Origin of the sequence: Leifsonia sp. Leaf264 (assembly GCF_001422325.1) — a bacterium.
In the GTDB taxonomy this organism is placed as follows: Bacteria; Actinomycetota; Actinomycetes; order Actinomycetales; family Microbacteriaceae; genus Orlajensenia.
This window is the reverse complement of the sequence record NZ_LMMR01000001.1, coordinates 68,224-93,156: the sequence shown is the minus strand read 5'-3', so window position 1 is coordinate 93,156 and position 24,933 is coordinate 68,224. Positions and strand designations below refer to the sequence as shown.

The 24,933-nt window shown below is 68.2% G+C and carries 20 protein-coding genes and 1 other RNA gene; 8 read left to right on the top strand and 13 right to left on the bottom strand.

Annotation, left to right across the window (positions count from 1 at the left end; all coding sequences use genetic code 11):
* Nucleotides 1-6 precede the first annotated feature (6 nt).
* The 3 genes from ASF30_RS00425 (at nucleotide 7) to rnpB (ending at nucleotide 1,991) form a co-directional block, all read left to right on the top strand.
* On the top strand, nucleotides 7-828 hold the full coding sequence (locus tag ASF30_RS00425; RefSeq protein ID WP_055899987.1) for a Nif3-like dinuclear metal center hexameric protein: 822 nt from the start codon (nucleotides 7-9) through the stop codon (nucleotides 826-828).
* 22 nt (nucleotides 829-850) lie between these two features.
* Nucleotides 851-1,588 carry a zinc ribbon domain-containing protein gene (locus tag ASF30_RS00420; protein ID WP_055899984.1) on the top strand — a complete coding sequence of 246 codons (738 nt, stop codon included), beginning with the start codon at nucleotides 851-853 and terminating at the stop codon, nucleotides 1,586-1,588.
* A 28-nt stretch (nucleotides 1,589-1,616) separates the two neighbouring features.
* An RNA gene (rnpB, locus tag ASF30_RS05215) (RNase P RNA component class A) lies at nucleotides 1,617-1,991 on the top strand.
* 135 nt (nucleotides 1,992-2,126) lie between these two features.
* Here rnpB and ASF30_RS00415 read toward each other — a convergent pair.
* The 7 genes from ASF30_RS00415 to ppgK form a co-directional block, all read right to left on the bottom strand.
* Nucleotides 2,127-2,825: a response regulator gene (locus tag ASF30_RS00415; protein ID WP_055899981.1), complete on the bottom strand. Its 699-nt coding sequence runs from the start codon at nucleotides 2,823-2,825 to the stop codon at nucleotides 2,127-2,129.
* On the bottom strand, nucleotides 2,826-5,375 hold the full coding sequence (locus ASF30_RS00410; protein ID WP_055899978.1) for an ATP-binding protein: 2,550 nt from the start codon (nucleotides 5,373-5,375) through the stop codon (nucleotides 2,826-2,828). It abuts the gene before it with no gap.
* Nucleotides 5,372-5,989 carry a potassium-transporting ATPase subunit KdpC gene (gene kdpC, locus ASF30_RS00405; RefSeq protein ID WP_055899975.1) on the bottom strand — a complete coding sequence of 206 codons (618 nt, stop codon included), beginning with the start codon at nucleotides 5,987-5,989 and terminating at the stop codon, nucleotides 5,372-5,374. The genes ASF30_RS00410 and kdpC overlap by 4 nt, the downstream gene beginning before the upstream one ends.
* 20 nt (nucleotides 5,990-6,009) lie before the next feature.
* Nucleotides 6,010-8,214 (bottom strand): potassium-transporting ATPase subunit KdpB, encoded by a 2,205-nt coding sequence (gene kdpB / locus ASF30_RS00400; RefSeq protein ID WP_055899972.1) that lies wholly within the window; start codon nucleotides 8,212-8,214, stop codon nucleotides 6,010-6,012.
* A gap of 2 nt (nucleotides 8,215-8,216) precedes the next feature.
* On the bottom strand, nucleotides 8,217-9,893 hold the full coding sequence (gene kdpA / locus ASF30_RS00395; RefSeq protein WP_055899969.1) for a potassium-transporting ATPase subunit KdpA: 1,677 nt from the start codon (nucleotides 9,891-9,893) through the stop codon (nucleotides 8,217-8,219).
* Complete coding sequence (gene kdpF, locus ASF30_RS22435; protein WP_120999675.1) at nucleotides 9,894-9,983, bottom strand: K(+)-transporting ATPase subunit F; 90 nt, start codon at nucleotides 9,981-9,983, stop codon at nucleotides 9,894-9,896.
* A 245-nt stretch (nucleotides 9,984-10,228) separates the two neighbouring features.
* Nucleotides 10,229-10,987 (bottom strand): polyphosphate--glucose phosphotransferase, encoded by a 759-nt coding sequence (gene ppgK / locus ASF30_RS00390; protein ID WP_055899966.1) that lies wholly within the window; start codon nucleotides 10,985-10,987, stop codon nucleotides 10,229-10,231.
* 40 nt (nucleotides 10,988-11,027) lie between these two features.
* Between ppgK and ASF30_RS00385 the strand changes: the two genes are divergently transcribed.
* On the top strand, nucleotides 11,028-11,216 hold the full coding sequence (locus ASF30_RS00385; RefSeq protein WP_055899963.1) for an SPOR domain-containing protein: 189 nt from the start codon (nucleotides 11,028-11,030) through the stop codon (nucleotides 11,214-11,216).
* 66 nt (nucleotides 11,217-11,282) lie between these two features.
* Here ASF30_RS00385 and panB read toward each other — a convergent pair whose 3' ends face one another.
* Nucleotides 11,283-12,137 (bottom strand): 3-methyl-2-oxobutanoate hydroxymethyltransferase, encoded by an 855-nt coding sequence (panB, locus tag ASF30_RS00380; protein ID WP_055899960.1) that lies wholly within the window; start codon nucleotides 12,135-12,137, stop codon nucleotides 11,283-11,285.
* A 70-nt stretch (nucleotides 12,138-12,207) separates the two neighbouring features.
* Between panB and glnA (ASF30_RS00375) the strand changes: the two genes are divergently transcribed.
* Both glnA (ASF30_RS00375) and ASF30_RS00370 read left to right on the top strand, forming a co-directional pair.
* Entirely contained in the window at nucleotides 12,208-13,545 is a 1,338-nt protein-coding gene (gene glnA / locus ASF30_RS00375; protein WP_055899957.1) for a type I glutamate--ammonia ligase, read from the top strand.
* 11 nt (nucleotides 13,546-13,556) lie between these two features.
* A complete protein-coding gene (locus tag ASF30_RS00370) occupies nucleotides 13,557-16,574 on the top strand; it encodes a bifunctional [glutamine synthetase] adenylyltransferase/[glutamine synthetase]-adenylyl-L-tyrosine phosphorylase (RefSeq protein ID WP_055899954.1) in 3,018 nt (1,005 codons plus the stop codon).
* Here ASF30_RS00370 and ASF30_RS00365 read toward each other — a convergent pair.
* Together ASF30_RS00365 and glnA (ASF30_RS00360) are read right to left on the bottom strand one after the other, a co-directional pair.
* A complete protein-coding gene (locus ASF30_RS00365) occupies nucleotides 16,535-17,326 on the bottom strand; it encodes a CPBP family intramembrane glutamic endopeptidase (RefSeq protein ID WP_235480219.1) in 792 nt (263 codons plus the stop codon). The two genes, ASF30_RS00370 and ASF30_RS00365, sit on opposite strands and share 40 nt — an antisense overlap.
* Nucleotides 17,327-17,476: 150 nt before the next feature.
* Nucleotides 17,477-18,901, bottom strand: coding sequence for a type I glutamate--ammonia ligase (glnA, locus tag ASF30_RS00360; protein WP_055899951.1), 1,425 nt, complete (start codon nucleotides 18,899-18,901; stop codon nucleotides 17,477-17,479).
* 135 nt (nucleotides 18,902-19,036) lie between these two features.
* On the opposite strand from glnA (ASF30_RS00360), the gene ASF30_RS00355 reads away from it, so the two are divergent.
* Nucleotides 19,037-19,477 (top strand): RDD family protein, encoded by a 441-nt coding sequence (locus ASF30_RS00355; protein WP_055899948.1) that lies wholly within the window; start codon nucleotides 19,037-19,039, stop codon nucleotides 19,475-19,477.
* A 29-nt stretch (nucleotides 19,478-19,506) separates the two neighbouring features.
* On the opposite strand, the gene ASF30_RS00350 is transcribed toward ASF30_RS00355, so the two are convergent.
* Nucleotides 19,507-20,217, bottom strand: coding sequence for a DUF4191 domain-containing protein (locus ASF30_RS00350; RefSeq protein WP_055899945.1), 711 nt, complete (start codon nucleotides 20,215-20,217; stop codon nucleotides 19,507-19,509).
* 226 nt (nucleotides 20,218-20,443) lie between these two features.
* Here ASF30_RS00350 and ASF30_RS00345 point away from each other — a divergent pair, with 226 nt between their 5' ends.
* Complete coding sequence (locus ASF30_RS00345) at nucleotides 20,444-21,856, top strand: hypothetical protein (protein ID WP_157496837.1); 1,413 nt, start codon at nucleotides 20,444-20,446, stop codon at nucleotides 21,854-21,856.
* A 3-nt stretch (nucleotides 21,857-21,859) separates the two neighbouring features.
* On the opposite strand, the gene ASF30_RS00340 is transcribed toward ASF30_RS00345, so the two are convergent.
* Nucleotides 21,860-23,332, bottom strand: coding sequence for a 2-oxo acid dehydrogenase subunit E2 (locus ASF30_RS00340; RefSeq protein ID WP_055899939.1), 1,473 nt, complete (start codon nucleotides 23,330-23,332; stop codon nucleotides 21,860-21,862).
* Between the two features lie 123 nt (nucleotides 23,333-23,455).
* A complete protein-coding gene (gene lpdA, locus ASF30_RS00335; protein ID WP_055899936.1) occupies nucleotides 23,456-24,829 on the bottom strand; it encodes a dihydrolipoyl dehydrogenase in 1,374 nt (457 codons plus the stop codon).
* Nucleotides 24,830-24,933: the final 104 nt, after the last annotated feature.

Below are 24,933 nucleotides of genomic sequence, written 5' to 3'. Positions count from 1 at the left end.
TGATCCGTGCCGACTTCCCTCTCCGACGTGCTCCAGGTGGTGCAGGAACTCTGGCCTGTCGAGAACGCGGAATCCTGGGACGCGCCCGGCCTGGTGACGGGTGATCCGGCAGCCCCGATCGAACGGATGCTGCTCGCCGTCGACGCCGTCGGCGCCACCATCGACGAGGCCATAGCCACCGAGAGCGACCTGCTGCTCGTGCACCATCCGCTGTTGCTGCGCGGCGTGACGAGCATCGCCGAGGACCGCTACAAGGGCTCGCTGCTGAGCCGGCTGATCCGCGCGGACTGCGCGCTGCTGGCGGCGCACACGAACGCCGACATCGTCGAGCGCGGCACCAGTGCGGTACTCGCAGATGCGCTCGGTCTGCTCGACGCCTATCCCATCGTTCCCGGAGCTGCGCCCGACACCGGCCTCGGTCGCGTCGGTCGTCTCGCGACGCCGACGACGCTCGGCCGCCTGGCGAGGGCCCTCGCCGAGATCCTGCCCGCCACGGCATCCGGCATCCGCGTGTCGGGAGAATACGACGCGGCCGTGGAGACCATCGCTCTCTGCGGTGGGGCAGGAGACTCGCTGCTCGGGCACCCCGAGGTCACCGCCGCCGACGTCTACATCACGGCAGACCTGCGTCACCACCCGGCATCGGAGTCGCGTGAGCAGGCTGTGCTCGCCGGCCGTGGCCCCGCACTCATCGACGTGTCGCACTGGGCCAGCGAATGGCTCTGGCTCGACGCCGCCGCGGAGCAACTCCGCTCAGCACTTCCGGAGCTCGAGGTGACGGTGAGCGACCTGCGCACCGACCCGTGGGACTTCGTCATCGTCCAGTAATGCATCACCAGAGGAGATCCACGTGAAGGCCACCCCCACGGAGCAGAAGGAACTTCTGCGACTGCAGGCCATCGACACCCGCGTGCAGCAGTTGACCCACCTGCTGGCGAACCTGCCCGAGGACAAGGCACTCGCTGCTCTCGCCTCGAAGTCCGAGGACGTACGCCGTCGCCTGATCGGGGCCGTCGGCGAGCTCGACGACGCCAAACTCGAATTGACACGTCTCGAATCCGACGTGGCCGTAGTCGAGGCGCGCATCGCCCGCGACAACGATCGCGTCCAGCACACAGCATCCGTCAAGGACATCCAGGCGCTCGAGTCGGAACTTCTCGCCCTGCGCAAGCGTCAGGGAGATCTCGAGGAGATCGAGCTCAACGTCATGGAGCGGGTCGAGGACAAGGAGGCCGTCGTCGCCGAGATCGAGAACGAGCGTGCCGTTCTCGCCGACGAGGCCAGCGTCACCACCCAGGAGCGCGATCGGAGCAAGGCCGCCCACGAGGGGACCCGGTCGGAGCTGGCTCGCGACCGCGAAGCCATGTCCGGTGGCATCCCGGAGGACCTGCGCGAGCTGTACGAGAAGCGTCGGGCGCTGAACGGCGGCGTCGGTGCCGCTCTCATGCAGGCGCGCACCTGCATGGGCTGCAACATGTCGCTCACCGGATCCGACCTCGAGACCGTGCGCACGGCGCCGACCGATGAGGTGCTGTTCTGCCCGGACTGCGGGCGCATCCTGGTGCGCACCGAGGAATCGGGCATCTAGCCGCTGCGCTGTAGGCTTGCTCCTCGAGTGGGTCGGCAAGACGGCCGCGTCATCCGTTCTGCGGATGCCGAGGAACGTCCGGGCTCCGCAGAGCAGGGCGGTGGGTAACACCCACCCGGGGTGACCCGCGAGACAGTGCCACAGAGAACAGACCGCCACGGGCTTTGGCCCGCGGTAAGGGTGAAACGGTGGGGTAAGAGCCCACCAGCGGCCGTGGTGACACGGTCGGCTCGGTAAACCTCGCCCGGAGCAAGGTCAGACAGGGAACGATGGGGCTGCTCGTCCCGTTCCCGGGTAGGCCGCTTGAGGGCTGCGGCAACGCAGCTCCTAGAGAGATGGTCGTCCAGCCGGAGTCGCGCAAGCGCCCGGTGAACAGAACCCGGCGTATCAGCCGACCCACTCACTCTCTCGCTTCGCTCGTTCGTTCGCGGGCCGGCTGATGAGCTGTGTCTATTGGCGCCGCTTCGCGCCGCGAGCGACCCACCCGTTCGCTCGGTCGCTCACGACCTACCCGCCCAGCGGATGGGGGCGTCGGGCGCTACTCCTCATCGGGCACGAACCTGTAGCCCATGCCCGACTCCGTCAGCAGGTAGCGCGGATGCGCCGGGTCGGGTTCGAGCTTCTTCCGCAGCTGCGACACGTAGAGCCGCAGGTAGCCGGTGTCGGTGGTGTACTGCGGGCCCCACACCTCGGTGAGCAGCGTCGAGCGCGTGACGAGGCGGCGTGGGTTGCGCACCAGCACCTCGAGCATCTTCCACTCCGTCGGAGTGAGCCGCACGATGGCGGCCTCGGGGGAGGCATCCGTCGTCCGCAGCACCTGATGAGCGGCGAGGTCGACGGTGATGTCACCGAAGCGCACAACGGGTTCATCGCTCAGGGCCGGTGTGCGACGGGTGAGGGCTCTGATGCGCGCCAGGAGTTCATCCACCGCGAACGGCTTCGTCACGTAGTCGTCTGCTCCGGCATCGAGGGCATCGACCTTGTCGGCGGAGTCGACCCGGCCCGATACCACGAGGATGGGCACGGCGCTCCAGCCCCGCACTGCGAGGATGACGTCGATGCCGGTCAGGTGCGGCATGCCGAGATCGAGCACGATGAGGTCCGGATGCTCCGCGGCAGCGACGCTGATCGCCTGGCGTCCATCGTGGGCGACGACGACCTCGTAGCCGTGCGCCGACAGGGTGATGCCGAGCGCCCGCAGGATCTGCGGGTCGTCGTCGGCGATGAGGATCTTCACTCAGGCGTCCTTCGTGTGCGGAGTCGTCAGTGCTGTCTCGGAGTCGTCGGCTCGCGCCGCCTGAAGGCTGATCACCATCGTCAGGCCTCCGCCGGGAGTCGTCTCGGCCTCGAGCGTGCCGCCCATGCCCTCCACGAATCCCTTGGCTATGGCCAGACCCAGGCCGATGCCCGAGAGGTTGTCGGTGTCGCCGAGTCGTTGGAAGGCCACGAAGGCATCGTCGCGCCTCTCGTCGGGGATGCCGGGGCCGTGGTCGATGATGCGCACCTGCACCTTCCCGCCGAACGTGCTCGCCGCGATGAGGGGTGGGGTGTCCTCGGGGGAGTAGCGCAGCGCGTTGGTCACGATGTTCACCATCGCACGTTGCAGCAGCACGGCATCCGCGCGGACGCTCGGAACGTCCTCGGCGACGTCCAGTTCGATCGCGCCCGGTGGCAGCTGCAACTCGTCGAGCACGACGGGCAGAACATCGTCGACATCGACGTCGGTGAGCGTGACCCCCAGCACCCCGGCCTGCACGCGACTCACGTCGAGCAGATTGGTGACCAGGGCCGCGAGCGCATGCAGTGACACCTCGGCGGTGTCGAGGAGGGCGGCGCGGTCATCGTCGTCGAGCCGGATGCCCGGGGAGCGCAGGCTCGTGACGGCGGCGGTCGCCGAGGCGAGTGGGCGGCGAAGGTCGTGGCCGACAGCCGCGAGCAGGGCGGATCGAACCCTGTCGGCAGCGGCCAGCGGTCCGATCTCCTCGGCCGTCGCGGCGAGTCGGGAGTGCTCGAGTCCGGCGGCGATCTGCGCGATGATCACCCCGAGCAGGCGGCGGTCGGCGGCATCCAGGTCGCGGCCGGAGAGCTCCAGCGCCACCCCATCGGCCACGGGCAGCACCGTCACGTGCTCGTCGCGAGCAGCGCTGACGGAACCGACGGCTTCGGCGGGATCCCGGTCGGAATAGAGCACGGTCTCGCCGTCCAGGAGCCGCACCCCGGCGAGCCCGAACGCCTCGCGGGTGCGGGAGACGAGAGCCTCCATGGCGTCGTCACCGCGCAGCACGCTGCCGGCGACAGTGGCGAGTAGTTCCGCCTCACTGGCCCGCCGGCGCGACAGCCGGCTGAGCTTCGCGGACTGATCGACCACGTAGCTCACCAGGGCGGCGACGACGATGAACAGCCCGAGTGCGAGAAGGTGCAGCGGGTCGCTGATGGTGATGCGGAACAGCGGCGCAACGAGGAAGAAGTCCAGGCTCAGTCCCGAGAGCACGGCGGCGAACATCGCCGGCCAGAATCCCCCGATGAGGGCGACGACGACCACGAGCAGTTGATAGCTCAGCACATCGCTCGCCATCGACGCGTCGGTGTGATTGCTCGCCAGCAGCAGGGTGAGCAGCGGACCCACCACCAGAGCCACGGCGAGACCCCAGACGCGGCGACGACGGGTGAGGCCCCCGGTGAGGCGCGGGAGCGTGAAGCGGCCGCCGGCCTGGGCGTGCGAGACGATGTGCACGTCGATGTCGCCCGACTCGCGGATGACGGTCTGGCCGATGCCCTGACCGGTGAGCGCGGCCGTGAGGCGGCTGCGTCGGCTCACGCCGATCACCAATTGCGTGGCATCCGATGCCCGTGCGAAGTCGACGAGTGCGCGGGGCACGTCATCACCGACGACCTGGTGGTACGAACCGCCGAGTTGCTCGACCAGTGCCCGTTGCCGGGCGAGGGATCCCGGATGCGCTTCGCGCAGGCCGTCCTGGCTGACGACATGCACCGCGAGGAGATCGCCGCCGGCCGATCTCGCCGCGATGCGTGCACCGCGGCGCAGCAGGGTCTCGCCCTCGGGCCCACCGGTGAGGGCGACGACGACCCGCTCGCGCGCCTCCCACTTCGCGTCGATGCCCTGCTCAGCCCGGTAGCGCTTCAGCGAACTGTCGACCTCGTCGGCGAGCCAGAGCAGCGCGAGCTCGCGGAGCGCGGTCAGGTTGCCGAGCCGGAAGTAGTTGGACAGGGCCGCATCGATACGGGTGGCCGGATAGACCTGCCCGTCCGAGAGTCTGTCGCGGAGAGCTTGAGGCGCGAGGTCCACGACCTCGATCTGGTCGGCCCCGCGCAGCACGGCGTCAGGGATGGTCTCCCGCTGCACGACGCCGGTGATCTGCTGCACGACGTCGTTGAGCGAGGCGATGTGCTGGATGTTCACGGTCGAGTACACGTTGATTCCGGCGTCGAGGAGCTCGTGCACGTCCTGCCAGCGCTTCTCGTTGCGAGACCCGGGCGCGTTGGTGTGGGCCAGCTCGTCGACGAGCGCGTACTCGGGGTGGCGGGCGAGCACGGCATCGAGGTCCATCTCCTCGAGCAGCAGGCCGCGATGCTCGACCGGCGTGCGAGCCTGCACCTCGAAGCCCGCGAGCATCGCCGCCGTCGCCGCGCGCTCGTGGGTCTCGACGACGGCGACCAGCACGTCCTTGCCGGCATCGACGAGACGGTGGCCCTCTTCGAGCATCGAGTACGTCTTGCCGACGCCCGGTGCTGCACCGAGGAGGACCCTCAACCGACCGCGAGTCACTGGTTACCCGAATCCATCTCTGCCAAGGCGATGTTCAACTGCAGCACGTTCACCGTCGGTTCGCCCAGGTAGCCGAGGTCGCGTCCCTGAATCATAGACTCGACCAGCTTCGACACCTCGGCGACCGGCAGCCCCCGGGCATCCGCCACGCGCTGCTCCTGCAGACGGGCGTAGGCGGGACTGATGTGGGGGTCCAGTCCGGACCCGGATGCTGTCACGGCGTCGGCCGGAATGGCGTCGACGCTCACACCGTCGGCCTTCTCGATCGCCGCTTGACGATCGCCGATCGCAGCGACGAGGTCGTCGTTGTTCGGGCCGAGGTTGCTGCCGCTCGAGGCCGCAGCATCCCAGCCGTCTCCGGCCGCCGACGGGCGGGACTGGAACCACTCGGGCAGGGCGTTGCCGTCGGCATCCGTGTAGTCCTGTCCGATGAGGCTCGAGCCGACGACGCGACCATCGACGCGCACGAGCGAGCCGTTCGCCTGGGCCGGAGCCGCCAGCTGCCCGATGACCGTGATGACGAGGGGGTAGAGCACTCCGAGTAGGAGCGTGAGCACCAGCATCGCGCGGATCGCGACCCAGTACTGGCGGGAGGTTCCGCGGAGGGGAGACATGAGATGAGGTCCTTTGAGATTCAGAAGCCGGGCAGGAGGCTCACGACGAGGTCGATGAGCTTGATGCCGATGAAGGGTGCGATCACGCCGCCGAGTCCGTAGATCAGCAGGTTGCGACCGAGGATCCCCGAGGCGGATGCCGCCCGGTAGCGCACGCCGCGCAGGGCGAGCGGGATGAGGATCACGATGATGATCGCGTTGAAGATCACAGCGGAGAGGATGGCCGAGCCCGGGGAGTGCAGCTGCATGAGGTTGAGCGCCGCGAGCCCTGGGAAGGCCCCGGCGAACATCGCCGGGATGATGGCGAAGTACTTCGCCACGTCGTTCGCGATCGAGAAGGTGGTGAGCGAACCGCGAGTGATGAGCAGCTGCTTGCCGATGCGCACGATGTCGATGAGCTTCGTCGGGTCGGAGTCGAGGTCGACCATGTTGCCGGCCTCCTTCGCGGCCGAGGTGCCCGTGTTCATCGCAACGCCGACATCGGCCTGCGCGAGCGCCGGGGCGTCGTTCGTGCCGTCGCCGGTCATGGCGACGAGGTTGCCGCCCTCCTGCTCGCGCCTGATGAGTGCCATCTTGTCCTCGGGCGTGGCCTCGGCGAGATAGTCGTCGACGCCGGCCTCCGCGGCTATGGCCTTCGCGGTCAGCGGGTTGTCGCCGGTGATCATCACCGTGCGGATGCCCATGCGACGCAGATCGGCGAAGCGCTCGACCAGCCCGGCCTTCACGACGTCCTTCAGGTGGATCACGCCCAGGATGTGCGCTGTGCCGTCGATGCCCCGGGTGGCGACGACGAGGGGCGTTCCGCCCGACTCCGAGACCTGCGTCACGATGCGGTCGAGTTCTGCGACGGTTCCGGATGCCACGGGCCCGGCGGAGCGCACCCACTCGATGGCCATCGACGCCGCGCCCTTGCGCACCTGGTAGCCGTCGGCGTAGTCGACCCCGCTCATCCGTGTCTGCGCGGTGAACGGCACGACCTCGCCCGCCGGGGCGTCGGCGGCGACGGACGCCACGCCCGACGCGGAACCGGCATCCGAAGAGAGGCGGTCGGCCAGGTCGACGACCGACCGCCCTTCAGGTGTCGGGTCGCTCAGCGACGACTCCCTCGCGGCGCGAGCCAGCTCGGCGGCGGCGACTCCCGACACGGGCAGGAACTCCGACGCCTGACGGTTGCCGTAGGTGATCGTGCCGGTCTTGTCGAGCAGCAGCGTCGTGACGTCGCCGGCGGCCTCGACGGCACGGCCGGACATGGCCAGCACGTTGTGCTGCACCAGGCGGTCCATGCCGGCGATGCCGATGGCCGAGAGCAGCGCGCCGATCGTGGTCGGGATGAGGCAGACCAGCAGAGCGACGAGAACGGGCACGCTGGGGGCGGCATCCGAGTATCCCGCGATGGGGCCGATCGTGAGCACGACCACGAGGAAGACTATCGAGAGCGTCGCCAGCAGGATGTTCAGGGCGATCTCGTTCGGCGTCTTCTGCCGTGAGGCGCCCTCGACCAGTCGGATCATCCGGTCGACGAAGGTCTCGCCGGGCTTCGAGGTGATGCGCACGACGATGCGGTCGGAGAGAACCCGCGTTCCGCCGGTGACGGCACTGCGGTCGCCGCCCGACTCGCGGACGACCGGCGCCGACTCGCCGGTGATGGCCGACTCGTCGACCGAGGCTATGCCCCAGACGATGTCGCCGTCGCCCGGGATCAGTTCACCGGCGATGACCACGACGGTGTCACCGAGATGCAGATCGGCGGATGCCGTGGGTTCGACGAGCGCCCCTTCGGCGGCGGCGTCGGTCACGGCGTCGTAGGCGATGACCCTCTGCGCGACGGTGGTGGTGCGCGTGGCCCGCAGGCTCTGCGCCTGCGCCTTGCCGCGGCCCTCGGCCACCGACTCCGCCAGGTTGGCGAAGACGACGGTGAGCCAGAGCCAGATGGCGATCGCGATGGTGAACGACGGTGCCATCTCGGTGCCGCCCGACTGCCGGGAGCCTGCGATGAAGGGCTCGACGATTGCGAGCACCGTGGTGAGGGCGGCGCCCACCTCCACGATGAACATGACGGGATTGCGCCACATCGAGCGCGGGTCGAGCTTGCGCAGGGCGCCGGGGAAGGCGATGACGAGCTGTCGCGCCGAGAACGCGCCGCCGGCGGTCTTCGACGAGGTCGACGGATGCGACGGAGCGGGGGCGGGCATCGGCCCCGGGTTCGGTTCGGTGATGGTGGACATGATCAGTTCAGCCCTTCAGCCAGGGGACCCAGCGCGAGAACGGGGAAGTAGGTGAGTGCCGACACGATCAGGACCGTGCCGAAGAGGAGGCCGACGAACAGCGGCTTGTGCGTCGGCAGGGTCCCGCTCGTCACCGGGACCTTGTCCTGGGCGGCGAGCGAGCCGGCGAGTGCGAGCACGAACAGGATCGGCAGGAAGCGCCCGAGGAACATCGCCACGGCGAGCGCCGTGTTGAACCAGGGCGTGTTCGCCGTGAGACCGGCGAACGCGGAACCGTTGTTGTTGGCGGCCGAGGTGAAGGCGTAGAGCACCTCCGAGTAGCCGTGCAGCCCGGCATTCCAGATCGATGTGCCCTCGACATCCGCTCGCACCGATGGGATGGCGAAGCTGAGCGCCGTGCCGAGAAGCACGAGCGTCGGGGTGATCAGGATGTACAGGCTCGCGAGCTTGATCTCGCGGGTGCCGATCTTCTTGCCGAGGTACTCCGGCGTGCGACCGACCATGAGGCCGGCCAGGAACACCGCGATGATCGCCACGACCAGCAGACCGTAGAGGCCGGCACCGACGCCACCGGGCGCGACCTCGCCGAGCATCATGTTGATCATCGCCATGCCGCCGCCGAGCGGGGTGTACGAGTCGTGCATGGAGTTGACGGCACCAGTCGAGGTGAGGGTGCTCGTCGTGCCGAAGATGGTCGACCCGACGATGCCGAAGCGTTGCTCCTTGCCCTCCATCGCTCCACCGGCGAGGCTCGTCGCCGAGCCGGACCCGGCGAGCTCGAATGCCGTCATGGCCGACACCGACACCAGGAAGAACGCGGCCATCGTCGCGAGGATCGCGTACCCCTGCCGCTTGTCGCCGACCATCGTTCCGAAGGTGCGGGGCAGCGAGAACGGGATGACGAGCATCAGGAAGATCTCGACGAGGTTGGTCCATCCGGTCGGATTCTCGAACGGATGCGCCGAGTTCACGTTGAAGAAGCCGCCGCCGTTGGTTCCGAGAAGCTTGATCGCCTCCTGTGATGCGACAGGGCCGCCGGGGATCGACTGGGCGCCACCGGTCAGCGTGGCGGCATCCGTGTAGTCCGAGACGTTCTGGATCACTCCGCCGATGATGAGCACGACGGCGAAGATCGCGGCGAAGGGAAGCAGGATGCGGATGGTGCCGCGGAACAGGTCCACCCAGAAGTTGCCGATGGTGGAGCTGGACCGGCGCACGAAGCCGCGAACGAGCGCCACCGCCACGGCGATGCCGACGGCCGCCGAGACGAAGTTCTGCACGGCGAGGCCGATCAGCTGCACCGTGTAGCCGACGGTGAGCTCGGGGGAGTACGACTGCCAGTTCGTGTTGGTGACGAAGGAGATGGCGGTGTTGAAGGCGAGGGTCTCGGGCACGGCGGGCAGGCCGAGCGCGTAGGGCAGGAACTCCTGCAGGCGCTGCACGGCATAGACGAGCACGATGCCGACCACCGAGAAGGCGAGGACGCTGCGGAAGTATCTGGGCCAGGCCTGGTCGGAGTCACTCTTCACCCCGATCAGTCTGTACAGGCCGCGCTCGACGGCGAGGTCCTTCGGTGAGGAGAACACGCGGGCCATGTAGTCGCCGAGGGGGCGGTACACGAGACCCAGCAGCAGGCCGAGAGTGGCGAGCTGGAGGAGGAACAGCACGATCGGCGCCATCTAGAAGCGCTCCGGCTTCAGCAGGGCGACCACGAGGTAGGCCAGAGCGGCGACGGCGAGCAGCCCGGCGACGATGTCGACGACGATCACAGCCGCTCCACCCCCCGAGCGATGAGGGTCACGAGCGCTGCGAGCGCGACGATCCCCCCGATGAAGACGATGTCGAGCACGAGGATCTCTTCCGATGAAGTCGATGCGCACGCAATGCCATGCGCAGTGGCTCGGTGGCCACCTGCTTCATAGAACCCTTGTCAGGGGCAGCGGATGCCGGTCCTCACGGCTTCCTCACGGTGAGCGCGGGAACACTCACGGGATCCTCACTCCGAGCGACCGAACTACTCCGCCAGTGAGACGGCGAGCGCCGCAGCGCCCAGGATGCCGGCGTTGTTGCGGTGCACGGCCGGCACGATCGTCGTCTTGAGGTCGAGGTAGGGGAAGAAGTCCTCGTAGTTCTTCGAGACCCCGCCGCCGACCACGAACAGGTCGGGGGTGAACAGCATCTCGAGGTGGCTGTAGTACTTCTGCAGCCGCTTCGCCCAGTGCTTCCAGTCGAGGTCCTCGCGCTCCATGGCGGAGTAAGCGGCCTTCGACTCTGCGTCGTGCCCGTTGAGCTCGAGGTGGCCGAGTTCGGTGTTCGGCACCAGGACGCCGTCGTTGATCAGGGCGGACCCGATGCCGGTGCCGAGGGTCGTCAGCAGCACGACGCCCGGAACGTCCTTGGCGGCTCCGAAGCGCGCCTCGGCGTAGCCGGCCGCATCAGCATCGTTGACGAAGTGGATGTCGCGGCCGAGCTCCTTCTCGAAGAGGGCCTCGGCTTCGAGGCCGATCCACTCCTTCGACACGTTCGCTGCCGACATGGTGCGGCCGTTCTTCACGACGGCGGGGAAGCACACGCCGATCGAGAGGCCGTCGGCGTGCTGCTCGAGCTTGTCGAGGAGCTCCTTCGTCGTTGCGACGATGTCAGCGGGCTCGCCACCCTTCGGTGTGCTGAGCTTGATGCGGTCTGTGACGAGTTCGCCCGTCGACAGGTCGACCACGGCTCCCTTGATGCCCGTACCGCCGATGTCGATGCCGATCGCGTGCTGCGCTGCCATGACAGCAGACTATCGGGACGCCCGGTCGTAAGATCGCAGTATGGCCTCAGACCTCGAGCACAAGTACTGGTACAACATGAAGACCGGCGCCGTCGAGCACGGATTCGAGTCGGCGTCGTCTGATCGCGTCGGCCCGTTCGACACCCACGCCGAGGCCGAGCATGCTCTCGAGAAGCTGCGCGAGAACAGCGCGAAGTGGGCCGAGGACGACGCGGCGGAGAACCGCTAGGCGCTCACCCCGCTGATCGGGCCCGACGGAGTCGGCCGCGTGTCGAGATCACCGCCCGCGAGCGCGTCAGTCGTAGCTGTGCTCCGGCGCCGGGTACACGCCGGACTCGACATCGGCGCGGTACTGCGTGACGGCGTCGAAGAGCACTGTGCGCACGTCGGCGTACTGCCTGACGAACTTGGGCACACGGCCGTCGCTCATCCCGGCGAAGTCGGTCCAGACCAGCAACTGGCCGTCGACGTCAGGGCCGGCTCCGACGCCGATCGTCGGGATGGACAGCTGCTCGGTGACCTTCGCCGCTATAGCCGACGGCACCATCTCGAGCACGACCGCGAACGCACCGGCATCCTGCACGGCGTGGGCGTCCTCGAGCAACTGCTTCGCGCCGCTGCCGCGTCCCTGGATGATGTGCCCGCCCAGCCCGTGCTCGCTCTGCGGGGTGAATCCGATGTGCGCCATCACCGGGATGCCGGCTCCGACGATGCGGCGGATCTGCTTGTAGCTGCGCACGCCGCCCTCGAGCTTGACGGCGTGGGCGCCGGTCTCCTTCATGAAGCGCACCGCTGTGTGCAGGGCCTCGTCGGGACCGGTCTCATAGGAACCGAACGGCATGTCGGCCACCACGAGCGCGCGCGACGCGGCATGCGCCACGGCCCGGGTCAACGGGATCAGCTCGTCGACAGTCACCGGAAGAGTGGTGTCGTAGCCGAACACGTTGTTGCCGGCACTGTCGCCGACCAGCAGGAAGTCGATCCCGGCCTGGTCGAAGATGCGGGCGGTGAGCTGGTCGTAACTCGTCAATCCCGTGATCGGGATGCCGTTCGCCTTGGCGTTCTGGAAGTGCCTCGTGCGGACGCGCCGCGGACCCGAGGTCGTTCCGCCGCCGTAGGGATTGGTCTCCTCGGAAGGCTGCTCTGGCATGTCATCGAGTCTAACGACGTCAAGTCGCACCGTTGGTCGATAGTCTGAGGACGTCTAGGAAAGGGCACGGATGGATAAGCAGCGCGACTTCGTTCTTCGCACTATCGAGGAGCGGGGAGTCAAGTTCATCCGCTTGTGGTTCACCGATGTCGTCGGCACCCTCAAGTCGGTCGCCATCGCACCAGCCGAGGTCGAGGGAGCCTTCGCCGAGGGCCTCGGGTTCGACGGCTCGGCGATCGAGGGCCTCACCCGCACCTTCGAGTCGGACCTGCTGGCGCATCCGGACCCCACGACGTTCCAGATCCTGCCGTGGCGGGGTGACGTCGATCCGACCGCCCGCATGTTCTGCGACATCACGACGCCCGACGGACTGCCCGCTGTCGCCGATCCGCGCAACGTCCTGAAGCGCACCCTCGCGAAGGCGGCCGACCGCGGTTTCACCTTCTACACGCACCCCGAGATCGAGTTCTACCTGCTCAAGTCGTCGAAGTACGGCGAGAACGGCCCGGAGCCCGTCGACAGCGCCGGCTACTTCGACAACGTTCCCGGCGGCACGGCGCACGACTTCCGTCGTCGCTCGGTGCGCATGCTCGAAGACCTGGGCATCTCGGTCGAGTTCAGCCACCACGAAGCCGGCCCCGGGCAGAACGAGATCGACCTGCGCTACGCGGACGCCCTCACCACCGCCGACAACGTCATGACCTTCCGCACTGTCATCAAGGAGGTGGCGATCGAGCAGGGCGTCTACGCGACCTTCATGCCGAAGCCGTTCTCCGACAAGCCCGGATCCGGCATGCACACCCACATGTCGCTGTTCGAGGGCGACGCCAACGCCTTCTACGAAGCCGGTGCGCAGTACCAGCTCTCCAAGACCGGCCGGCACTTCATCGCGGGCCTCCTGCGCCACGCGCCGGAGATCACCGCCGTCACCAACCAGTTCGTGAACTCGTACAAGCGCCTGTGGGGCGGGGGAGAGGCCCCGAGCTTCGTGTGCTGGGGGCACAACAACAGGTCGGCGCTCATCCGCGTTCCGCTCTACAAGCCCAACAAGGGCCAGAGTGCACGCGTGGAGTACCGCGCCATCGACTCGGCGGCGAACCCCTACCTCGCCTACTCGCTCATCCTCGCAGCCGGGCTCAAGGGCATCGAAGAGGGCTACGAGCTCCCGCCGGAGGCCGAGGACAACGTCTGGGGACTCTCCGACACCGAGCGACGGGCGCTGGGCTACAACGCGCTGCCCGCCAGCCTCGACCACGCGGTGTCGCTCATGGAGGACTCCGAGCTCGTCGCCGAGACGCTGGGCGAGCAGGTGTTCAACTACGTTCTCCGTAACAAGCGCGAGGAGTGGGCGGACTACCGCACGCAGGTCACCCCCTACGAGCTGCGCACCAATCTCGAGATCCTCTGACCCGCTGACGGATGCCGGAACAGCGCTTCACCCTCACTGAACTCGCGCGCGTCGGATTCTCCGACCTGAGCTCGGCGGCAGATGACCTCGCCGAGCTCGCCCGGGTGACCGGCGTCGACGCGCGCGAACTCCTCCCGGTGTTCGCGCGCGCGGCATCGCCGGATGCGGCTCTCGGGGGCGGTCTCGCTCTCACGCGGCAGGCTCCGGATGCCGTGCGGGGCGTGCTGCAGAAGACCGATGCGGCCGTGCGCCTGGTCGGCCTGCTCGGTGCCTCCACGGGCTTCCGCGAGTTCTTCCTGCGGCGCCCGGAGCAGCTCGTGGCCTTCTCGACGGCGCTCGGCGTGCTGCCGACGGCGGAGGAGCTGCGCGGAGACCTGGTGGCGATCGCGACTGACGGCGTCGGCGCTGATCCCGCCGGCGACGAGGCGGCCTGGACCCGGTTGCGCATCCGTTACCGCACCTGGCTCGCCCGCATCGCCTCATTCGACCTGGAGCAGGCCGACCCCGTCGCGGGCCTCGATGCTGTGGCGTCCTGCCTGTCCGACCTCGCCGCGGCGGCGCTCGAGGCCTCCCTCGCGGTCGCCCGCCTCGCCGTCGCCCGCGCACCGGGCTCCCCGGCAGCGCCCGGCACCTTCCCGGCATCCGAGGTCGATGACACCCTGCTCACGATCATCGGCATGGGCAAGGCTGGCGCCGCCGAGCTCAACTACCTCAGCGACGTCGACGTGATCTTCGTGGCCGCGGCCGCGGACGGCTCGGAGCTCGAGACCGGACGCGCCGTCGACATCGCGACCCGGCTCGCCATGCTCACCATCCGGGGTATCGACGGCATCGGGAGCGAGCCCGGCCTGTGGGAGGTCGATCCGAACCTGCGGCCTGAGGGCAAGGACGGCGCTCTCGTGCGATCGCTGGATTCGCATCTGGCGTACTACGAGCGCTGGGCGAAGAACTGGGAGTTCCAGGCGCTCCTGAAGGCGCGTCCGCTGGCCGGCGACGTGGGGCTCGGGGATCGCTATATCGCCGGCATCGCCCCGAAGGTGTGGACCAGCGCCTCACGCGAGGGTTTCGTGGCGTCGGTCCAGGCCATGCGCGAACGGGTGACGGCCAACATCCCCGACGACGAGGTCGACCTGCAGCTCAAGCTCGGGCCCGGCGGCCTGCGCGACATCGAGTTCACCGTGCAGCTGCTGCAGCTGGTGCACGGCCAGGACGACGCGTCTGTGCGCGCCGCCGGCACGTTGCCGGCTCTGGCCGCTCTCGCCGAGAACGGCTACATCGGACGGGTCGAGGGCGCTGAGTTCGCCCAGGACTACCGGATGCTGCGCCTCATGGAACACCGCATCCAGCTGCGGCAGCTCGCCAGGACGCACCTGATGCCCCGCGACCCCGACGACCGGCGGGCCATCGCCCGCGCCACCGGACTAGCGAACAGCGCCGAGGCCCTCACCACGCTCTGGGCCGACCTCAAGCACCGCGTGCGCGGCCTGCACGAGCGCCTGTTCTACAGGCCGCTGCTCTCCGCCGTCGCGTCGATCCCGGCCGATGGTCGCGCCCTCACCAGCGCCGAGGCGGAGGCGCGTCTCGCGGCCATCGGCTTCCGCGACCCCCACGGCGCCCTCGCCCACATCGCCGCGCTCACCTCGGGGGTGTCCCGACGCTCCACCATCCAGCGCCACTTGGTTCCCGTCATGCTGCAGTGGTTCTCGGAGGGAGCTGACCCTGACTACGGCCTGCTCGCCTTCAGGCGCCTCAGCGACAGCCTCGGATCGACCTACTGGTACCTCCGCATGCTCCGGGATTCCTCGGGCGCAGCCCAGCGCCTGACGCGTGTCCTGTCGAGCTCGCGTTTCGTCGGCGAGCTGCTCGACCGCATCCCAGAGTCCGTTGCCTGGCTCGAGGACCTCGAGGAGCTGCGCCCGCGCTTTCTCGCCTCGCTGCAGGACGAGACCGCCGCAGTCCTGGCCCGCCACGGCTCGGCCGACACCGCTGCAGGGGTGCTCCGCTCCATGCGTCGGCGTGAGGTGCTGCGCCTGGCCTTCGCCTCCATCCTCGACGTCTGCACCGTCGAAGAGCTCGGCCGGGCCCTCGCCGACGTCACCGCCAATCACATCGACGGCGTTCTCGCCGCAGCCCGCGGCACCGAGGATGACGGCATCGAGTTCGCCATCATCGCCATGGGACGCTTCGGAGGACGCGAGCTCGGCTTCGGGTCCGATGCCGACGTGCTCTACGTGCACCGTGCGACGACGGTCGAGCCCGACAAGGCCCAACAGCGTGCTCAGTTCCTCGTCTCGGAGCTCAAGCGCCTCACCGAGGAGGCGATCCTCCCGCTCGACCTCGACGTCGACCTGCGGCCCGAGGGCAAGAACGGTCCGATGACCCGGTCACTCGAGTCGTACCGGGCGTACTACGCCCGTTGGTCACTCACCTGGGAGGCTCAGGCGCTGCTGCGTGCCCGACCCATCGCGGGCGATGCGGCCCTTCGCACCGAGTTCGAAGAGATGGCGGCCCCCGTGCGCTATCCCGCCGAACTCGGCGAGCTCGACGTTCGGGAGGTCCGGCGCATCAAGGCTCGCGTCGAGAACGAGCGACTGCCGCAGGGCGCCGACCCCACCCGCCACCTCAAGCTCGGCCGCGGATCCCTCAGCGACGTCGAGTGGCTGGTGCAGCTCCTCCAGCTGCAGCACGCGCACGCCAACCCCGCCCTGCGTACGCCGTCGACCCTCGAAGCCCTCGCGCGGGCGACGGATGCCGACCTCATCGGCAGCGCGGATGCCGAGACTCTGCGCGCAGCCTGGATCTTCGCGTCGCGCGCCCGTTCCGCCATGACGCTGTGGCTGAACAAGACGGCCGACGTGCTGCCCAGCGACCGCATCCAGCTCGACGGGGTCGCCCGTATCCTCGCCTATCCGCCCGGATCCTCGACCCAGCTCGAACAGGACTACCTGGCCGCCACCCGGCGCGCCCGCGCCGTCTTCGAGCGCCTGTTCTACGGCTTCGCCGACACGGCTCCGCCCACGACAGGCTGATCGGCCCTCAGTGGCCCTTCGTCGGCGCCCTTGATGACCCAGTAGACGACGGCGAGCGACAGCACGCCGACGACGGGACCGAGGAAGGACCCGAACGGTGTGCCGAGTGGCGCGAAGCCGACGGCGAACACCGAGACGTCCCAGAGTCCGTGCAGCGCCATCGCCCAGATCAGGGATCCGGTGGTGCGCCGCAGGATATAGAAGGCCGTGCCTGACATCGCAGCGAGTCCGGCCTGCGCCAGCGAATTCGACAGAGGTGCGCCGAGCGCGGCATTGACCAGGTGCATCCCGCCGAACAGCAGCGTGGTCAGCAGCCATGCCCACACCTCGGGAAGCCGGGAGCGGAACGAGGTGAGAACGAGGCCGCGCGACATCAGCTCCTCGCAGAATCCGACGAACACCCCCAGCGCGATCAGCGACAACACGAACGAGGCATCGAACTTCGTCCAGTCGGTCGTGAAGAGGTTGACGATGGCGGCCAAGAACATGATGATCGGCACGAAGATCGGCCAGGTGTGGTGGGAGCGCTTCCGCTCGAACAACGCGGGTCGCCACCAGCCGAGCAACGACGTCGTGATGGCGAGAAGAACGGCGGCTATCGACAGGTCGAGAACCGCACCGCGCCAGGTGCTCTCGGCGGACGTCCCGATCTTGGGGAAGGGAACGCCGCTGAGCGTCGTGACGAGGTAGATCACGAACACGTAGCCGATGAAGATGGCGAAGCCGATCCAGACACGGGGTTTCACTCGCATTGCGCAGGGCCTTCCAGTCGATGGGCGTTCGGATTCACGCTATCGGCGCGGAACCTGGTGAGCAAAGTCTGAGAACTGCGCGGCGTCCCTCAAGACGAGAACGAGCCGCACCCCCGAAGGGATGCGGCCCGAAGCCGTCGCCAGCGCTGACTACACGCCGTAGTAGAGCTCGAACTCGAAGGGGTGCGGACGCTGCGCGAGCGGCTTGATCTCCTTCTCGCGCTTGTAGTCGATCCACGTCTCGATGAGCTCGGGAGTGAAGACGCCACCGGCGAGCAGGAAGTCGTGGTCGGCCTCGAGAGCGTCGAGAGCAGCACCCAGCGAAGCCGGAACCTGCGGGATGTTCTTGGCCTCCTCGGGCGGGAGCTCGTAGAGGTCCTTGTCGACGGGCTCGTGCGGCTCGATGCGGTTCTTGATTCCGTCGAGGCCGGCCATCAGCTGCGCGGCGAAGGCGAGGTACGGGTTGCCCGAGGCATCCGGAGCGCGGAACTCGATGCGCTTGGCCTTCGGGTTCGTTCCGGTGATCGGGATGCGGATCGAGGCTGAGCGGTTACCGGCCGAGTAGACCAGGTTGACCGGGGCCTCGAAGCCGGGAACCAGGCGGTGGTAGGAGTTCACCGTGGGGTTAGTGAAAGCCAGGACGGCCGGGGCGTGCTTGAGCAGGCCGCCGATGTACCAGCGCGCCAGGTCGGAGAGTCCGCCGTAGCCGGCCTCGTCGTAGAACAGCGGCTTGCCGTCGTTCCAGAGCGACTGGTGCGTGTGCATGCCCGATCCGTTGTCACCGAAGAGCGGCTTCGGCATGAACGTGGCGGTCTTGCCCCACTGCTCGGCGGTGTTCTTGACGATGTACTTGAACTTCAGGATGTCGTCGGCCGCGTGCACCATCGTGTCGAAGCGGTAGTTGATCTCCTGCTGGCCACCGGTGCCCACCTCGTGGTGCGAGCGCTCGAGGATGAGGCCGGCGTCGATGAGCTTGAGCGAGATGTCGTCGCGCAGGTCAGCCGTCTTGTCGACGGGGGAGACGGGGAAGTAGCCGCCCTTGTAGGGCGTCTTGTTGGCGAGGTTTCCGCCCTCCTCCTTGCGGCCGGAGTTCCAGGCGCCTTCCTCGGAGTCGACCGAGTAGAAGCTCGAGTACTGGTTCACCTCGTAGCGCACGTCGTCGAAGATGTAGAACTCGGCCTCGGGGGCGAAGAAGGCGGTGTCGGCGATGCCGGTGGAGGCGAGGTACTTCTCGGCCTTCTTGGCAACCTGGCGCGGGTCCTTCGAGTAGATCTCGCCGTTGCGCGGGTTGTAGATGTCGAAGACCATGATGAGCGTGCGCTCGACGCGGAACTGGTCGACGTAGGCCGTCGTCACGTCGGGGATGAGCTGCATGTCGGACTCGTGGATGTTCGCGAAGCCGCGGATCGACGACCCGTCGAACAGCTGGCCGACGGTGAAGAACTCCTCGTCGACGGTCGACGCCGGGATGTTGAAGTGCTGCTGCACTCCCGGGAGGTCGGTGAAACGGATGTCGAGGAACTTGACGTCTGTCTCCTTGATGAATGCGAGAACTTCAGACGAGTCTTTGAACATGTAGGACTTCTCCTAGGACTGGAACCGATGGCTGCACAGCGCAACTGTTCTTGAGGGTATTGGGAGGCCGTTTCCCTGCAATGTCGCAAATGTTTCTGGCATGTTACGGCCGTGCCGTCTCATTAGACTCGTGGAGTGAGCACCCCCGCGTCAAATCCCCGCACCTTCGGCGACCTCGCCCCGAGCGGCTATCCGGGTGAGCGCCTCGGGCTCCCGCGTGATGGATCCCGATCGGTCGCGCGCGTCGGTCGGCGGCTCATCGCGCTCCTCATCGACTGGGGGAGCGCCATGCTCATCAGCCTGCTCTTCGCCAGCTACAACTCGTTCACCTACACCTGGGTGACGCCGGTGGTGTTCGCCGTGCTGCAGATCGTCTTCATCCCCACCATCGGCGGAAGCGTCGGCCATCGCCTGCTCGGCATGCGGGTCGTCGCCATCGCCGGCGGATGGGTGGGGGTCTGGCGCCCCATCGTCCGCTCGATCCTGCTGACCATCGTGCTGCCGGCGCTCGTCTGGGACTCGGACCAGCGCGGCTTCCACGACAAGATCGCCGGGACGGTGCTGCTGCGCGTCTGAGCGGATGCCCGTCGGGCAGACGCCGCGTCTCAGGCGCGTCGCTGCGCGCGCACCTTGTTCGGGTCGATGCCCTTCGGAATGGGCAGGCCGGCCTTCGACATCGAGGTCAGGCGGTTGTTCACGGCGAGCACCTCGGCTTTGGTGAGCTTCGGCTTGATCTTGACGAGCGAGCGCGAGAGCTTGTGCAGGGGGACGGCATTGGCATCCGGCCCCACCGAGATCGTGGAGATCGGCACGTTGGGAACGACCTTGCCGACCTTGCGCTTCTCGTCATCGAGCATGCGCTGCGTGCGGCTGATCGGGCCCTCGCTGATGAGCACGACGCCACCGCGGCCGACGGCGCGGTAGACGGCGTCGTGGGTCTTTCCGTTCACTGAGACGGGCATCTCGCTGCCGACCCAGCCGCGACGGAGGGAGCTGCGCAACACGGCGCCAACAGCACCGGGCTGGCCTTCGATCTGCGAGTAGGCGGCCTTCTCGGCGCGACGGCCGAGCACGACCAGGGCGATCAGGAGGCCACCGAGCACACCGGCGATGATCCAGAGCGCGATGGTGAATCCGTTGCCGTCACCGAGCCAGAGCGCGAAGCCGAGCCCGACGATGACGGGTGCGAGGAAGCCGAGGAGCATGATCCACACGGCGTTCGAATCGTAGCGACGGGTCATCTGGAAGACCTGCCACATCTGCTTGAAGCGACCGGGTTCCTTCGGAGTGGACGACGTGTCCGACTTGCGTGCCATGGGTCAAGGATACCGAGTCCGGCGGCCCCCTCGTGACGGATCGTGAGACCGCCTGGACGAACTGGTTCGGGCGACCGGCGAGGCGGCCGTCCGGGTGGGGCCGAAGCCCGGCCTGCGCGACTGGTCCGGACGTGTGGGGCTCCTCCCCGGGCAGGATGGCGGAGCGTGCTCCCGCATCCTGACTCGTCCGCTGCAGCCCGTGCGTGGAACGCTGGATCGTTGAGTCATGACACGAGACGACCCACCACGACTCGCCGGCTACAGGGTGCTGCGACGTCTCGGCTCTGGTCGACGCGCTGAAGTGCATCTCGGACACGCCGGCGACGCCGCGGACGACACCGCAGATCGCACCGTCGCGCTGAAGGTCTTCCCCGCGGCCGGTGCGGAGACCTCCGGCACCGACATCGCCGTTCTCGGCACTGTGACCGCCGTGTGCATCCCGCGACTGCTCGACGTCGCGACGCTTCGCGATGTGGGTGTCTGCCTCGTGCTCGAACGCCTGGAAGGGCCGACGCTCTCCGGCTGGCTGACAGCCGAGCGACGCCCGCATCCCGGCGAACTCGTCACTGTGGTCGGCGCCGTGATCGGGACCGTGGCTGCGGCCAGGGCGGCCGGGTGGACCCTGGGTGAGCTTGTGGCCTCGTCGATCCGATTCGATCGAGTGGGCCGTCCGGTGTTCACGTCGTTCTCGGGCGCACAGCAGCTGTCCCGACCGGATGCGGCTGACGCTTCCGCTCGCACAGCCGGCGACGAGCTTCGCCTCGAACTCCACCAGCTCGGCGACTTCATCGCTGACGTGCTCGCCCTGGCCAGGCATGCCGACCCGGGATTCCTCGCCTGGCTGCGGCAACAGGAGGCGACCAGGCCGCTCACCGATCGGCTGCCGGAGCTGGAGGCGCGCGTCTTCGACTGGGCGCCGGCGCGGCCCGTCATTCTCGGCGCCGTCTCGGCCGAGGCTCCATCGGGGGTTCCTCTTCGCCTGGCGCCCCGCAACCAGGACGGCACGACGATCGCCCATGGCGAGACCGACGACGGCGACGCCGCTTCGAAGCCGATCCTCCGACTTCTGCGGGGCCACGTCGGCTCGCTGCACCCCGCGCGCCTCCGAGCTGGCGTTGGCGCGTTCGTCGGGCGGCACCGACGCCCCACCATCCTGGCGGGAGTACTCGTCATCGGGGCGGCCGGGGCGATGCTGACGCTGGTGCCACCCGCCGCGGCGGGAGACGCTCCGCAACCGAGCGCGGATCGCGCAGTGTCGTCATCCGCCGCTCCGACGCCTCCGACCACCACGGATGCCGCCGTGCCGAAGTCGGATCCGGCCATCGCGGCTGATGATCCGGTTGCTGCGGCGTCGGCGCTGCTGACGGCTCGGGCATTGTGCCTGCGCCTGGAGGACGCCGACTGCCTGGCCGCCGTCGACCAGGCCGGTTCGCCGATCGATGAGGCCGACCGTCACGCGCTGGCGGTCGGCGACGTGCCGCCTTCTCTCCCGCCGGCTGACGGGATCATCCTGACCGGGCGCACGGGAGATGCGGCGATGGTCTCCCTGCCGGAAGCGACAGGGGAGACGACACCGGCCTCGCTCCTTCTGATGAAGGGCGAGGCCGGCTGGCGCTTGCGCGAGGTGTTCGAGGGTTGAACCCTAGATGCCGAGGTCGCCCTCGAAGTCGCCGGCCTCGAGGCGGTTCTTGACCGCGGTGAGGTAGCGAGCGGCATCCGCACCATCGACGATGCGGTGATCGTACGAGAGCGCGAGGTAGACGATCGAGCGGATGGCGATGGCATCCACGCCGTCCTGACTCACGACGGTGGGCTCCTTGACGACGATGCCCGTGCCGAGGATGGCCGACTGGGGCAGGAACACGACGGGAGTGTCGAACAGGGCGCCACGCGAACCGGTGTTGGTCAGCGTGAACGTTCCGCCGGCCAGCTCGTCGGGCTTCAGCTTGTTGTCGCGAGTGCGTCCGGCGAGGTCGGCGATCTGAGCGGCGAAGCCGGCGAGGTCGAGGGCCGCGGCGTCCTTGATGACCGGGGTCAGCAGGCCACGCTCGGTGTCGACGGCGATGGCGAGGTTCTCGTGACCCGGGTAGACGATGGAGTCACCGTCGACGGTCGAGTTGATGATCGGGAACGCCTGCAGAGCCTCGACCGACGCGAGGGCGAAGAACGGCAGGAAGGAGAGCTTCTGGCCGGTCTTCTGCTGGAACTCGCCCTTGACCTTGTCGCGCAGCTGGGCGACGCGGGTGACGTCCACCTTCACGACGGTGGTGAGCTGGGCCGTCTGCTGCATGGAGGCGACGGCGCGCTCGGCCACGACCTTGCGAAGGCGCGTCATCGGCACGCTGGTTCCACGGAGCGGGGAGACCGCGAGGGCCGGTGCCGCGGGAGCGGATACGGCGCCGGAGGCTGCGGAGAGCACGTCCTGCTTGCGGATGCGGCCGCCGACACCGGTTCCGGTGACGGTGGACAGGTCGACGCCCTGCTCGTTCGCGAGCTTGCGCACGATCGGGGTGACGTAGCCGCCACCCGAGTGCGAGCCGGAGGCAGCGGGAGCCGGAGCGGCGGGGGCGGCGGCGGGCGCAGGAGTTGCGGCGGGTGCAGGAGCGGCAGCGGGTGCAGGAGCGGCAGGCGCTGCAGCGGCGGGGGCCGGAGCAGGTGCGGGAGCCTCGGCGGCCGGTGCCGCAGCGGGGACCGGAGCGGGCGCTGCAGGAGCCGGTGCGACCGGAGCCTCGGCAGCCGGGGCCGGAGCCTCGGCCTCGACGGGAACCTCGGTCGACGGAGCTTCAGCGGCCGGAGCTGCTTCAGCGGCCGGAGCTGCTTCAGCCGCCGGAGCAGCCTCAGCGGCCGGGGCCTCTGCGGGAGCGTCGCCGCCACCCGATCCGTCCCCGATGGTCACGAGGGCGGTTCCGACCTCGACCGTCTCGTCCTCCTGCACCAGGATCGATTCGATCACACCGGCGATCGGCGAGGGGATCTCGGTGTCGACCTTGTCGGTCGAGACCTCGAGCAGCGGCTCGTCGACCTCGACGCGGTCGCCCACGTTCTTGAGCCAGCGGGTGACCGTTCCCTCGGTGACACTCTCTCCGAGTGCCGGGAGGCTGACGGATTCGCTCATGCGATTGTCTCCTTCACAAGCTTTTCTTTGCTTGGTAGCTTATTGCGTTCTGGTCGGCCGAGGCCGTGAGTGGTCGTGCGTTCTTATCGGGCGGGGCCGCTGTCGGCCCTGGTGACCCGCAGATCAGATGGCGTGCAGCGGCTTTCCGGCGAGCATGAGGAAGGCCTCGCCGAGTGCCTCGTTCTGTGTGGGGTGCGCGTGCACCAGAGGAGCGATGTCCTCGGGGTACGCCTCCCAGTTCACGGCGAGCTGTGCCTCGCCGATGAGCTCGCCGACGCGGGCGCCGATCATGTGCACGCCGACGATGGGGCCGTCGTTCAGCCGAACGACCTTGACCGATCCCGTGGTGCCGATGATGTGGCTCTTGCCGTTGCCGCCGAGGCTGTAGTCGTAGCTCGTCACCTGGTCGGCACCGAACTTCTCCTTGGCCTTGGCCTCGCCGTAGCCCACCGACGCGATCTCGGGGTCGCAGTAGGTGACCTTCGGGATGTTGACGTCCTCGACCACGATCGGGTTGAGGCCGGCGATCTCCTCGGCGACGAAGATGCCCTGCTGGAAGCTACGGTGCGCGAGCTGCAGGCCGGGAACGATGTCGCCGAGAGCGTAGACGCCGGGAACGTTTGTGGCGAGGCGCTCGTTGGCGATGACGAAGCCGCGGTCCATGGTGATGCCGACCTCGTCGTAGCCGAGCCCCGCCGTGACGGGGCCTCGTCCGACGGCGACGAGCAGCAGCTCGGCGTCGAAGGTCTTGCCGTCCTCGAGCGTCACGACTACGCCCTCGTCGTTCTGGGTCACGCTCTGGAAACGCACACCGAGGGAGAAGTTGATGCCGCGCTTGCGGAACGCACGCTCGAGCTGCTTCGACACCGACTCGTCCTCGTTCGGTGCGAGGTGCGGGAGGGCCTCGATGACGGTGACGTCGGCGCCGTAGGACTTCCAGACGCTGGCGAACTCGACGCCGATGACGCCGCCGCCGAGCACGGCGACCTTCTTGGGCACGTAGTCGAGCTCGAGCGCCTGCTCGCTCGTGATCACGCGACCGCCGATCTCGAGGCCGGGCAGCGAGCGGGAGTACGACCCCGTGGCGAGCACGATGTGCTTGCCCGTGATCGTGTCGTCGCCGACTTGGATCGTCGTGGGGGAGGTGAGCTTGCCCTCGCCGGCGATCGTCGTGATGCCGCGAGCCTTGACCAGGCCCTGGAGGCCCTTGTACTTGCTGTCGACGATGCCCTGGCGGTAGGCCGTGACGGCGGTCATGTCGATGCCGTCGAAGGTCGTCTTCACGCCGTACTTCGCCGACTCACGCGAGTAGTCGGCCACCTCGGCCGAGTGCAGCAGGGCCTTGGTCGGGATGCAACCGCGGTGCAGGCAGGTGCCACCGACCTTGTCCTTCTCGATCATGGCGACGGTGAAGCCGAGCTGGACCGCTCGCAGCGCGGTTGCGTATCCACCGCTTCCTCCACCCAGAACGACAATGTCAAACGTCTGCTCCGACACGCAGCTACTCCCTTGATTTCGAGACCTGTGTAAGGACGTGCAAGATCGGCTGCCCGGCATCCGGTTGGGAGCTCATGGAGACGATCGCGGGCAAGCGCGAAAAC

What these genes read in the sequence shown, in the direction of transcription:
- kdpC (WP_055899975.1), bottom strand. Translation starts at nt 5,989, where the DNA reads ATGTCTCCCCTCCGCGGAACCTCCCGCCAGTACTGGGTCGCGATCCGC.
- kdpB (WP_055899972.1), bottom strand. Translation starts at nt 8,214, where the DNA reads ATGTCCACCATCACCGAACCGAACCCGGGGCCGATGCCCGCCCCCGCT.
- kdpA (WP_055899969.1), bottom strand. Translation starts at nt 9,893, where the DNA reads ATGGCGCCGATCGTGCTGTTCCTCCTCCAGCTCGCCACTCTCGGCCTG.
- ppgK (WP_055899966.1), bottom strand. Translation starts at nt 10,987, where the DNA reads ATGGCAGCGCAGCACGCGATCGGCATCGACATCGGCGGTACGGGCATC.
- ASF30_RS00385 (WP_055899963.1), top strand. Translation starts at nt 11,028, where the DNA reads ATGGCCTCAGACCTCGAGCACAAGTACTGGTACAACATGAAGACCGGC.
- panB (WP_055899960.1), bottom strand. Translation starts at nt 12,137, where the DNA reads ATGCCAGAGCAGCCTTCCGAGGAGACCAATCCCTACGGCGGCGGAACG.
- glnA (WP_055899957.1), top strand. Translation starts at nt 12,208, where the DNA reads ATGGATAAGCAGCGCGACTTCGTTCTTCGCACTATCGAGGAGCGGGGA.
- ASF30_RS00370 (WP_055899954.1), top strand. Translation starts at nt 13,557, where the DNA reads ATGCCGGAACAGCGCTTCACCCTCACTGAACTCGCGCGCGTCGGATTC.
- ASF30_RS00365 (WP_235480219.1), bottom strand. Translation starts at nt 17,326, where the DNA reads ATGCGAGTGAAACCCCGTGTCTGGATCGGCTTCGCCATCTTCATCGGC.
- glnA (WP_055899951.1), bottom strand. Translation starts at nt 18,901, where the DNA reads ATGTTCAAAGACTCGTCTGAAGTTCTCGCATTCATCAAGGAGACAGAC.
- ASF30_RS00350 (WP_055899945.1), bottom strand. Translation starts at nt 20,217, where the DNA reads ATGGCACGCAAGTCGGACACGTCGTCCACTCCGAAGGAACCCGGTCGC.
- ASF30_RS00345 (WP_157496837.1), top strand. Translation starts at nt 20,444, where the DNA reads ATGACACGAGACGACCCACCACGACTCGCCGGCTACAGGGTGCTGCGA.
- ASF30_RS00340 (WP_055899939.1), bottom strand. Translation starts at nt 23,332, where the DNA reads ATGAGCGAATCCGTCAGCCTCCCGGCACTCGGAGAGAGTGTCACCGAG.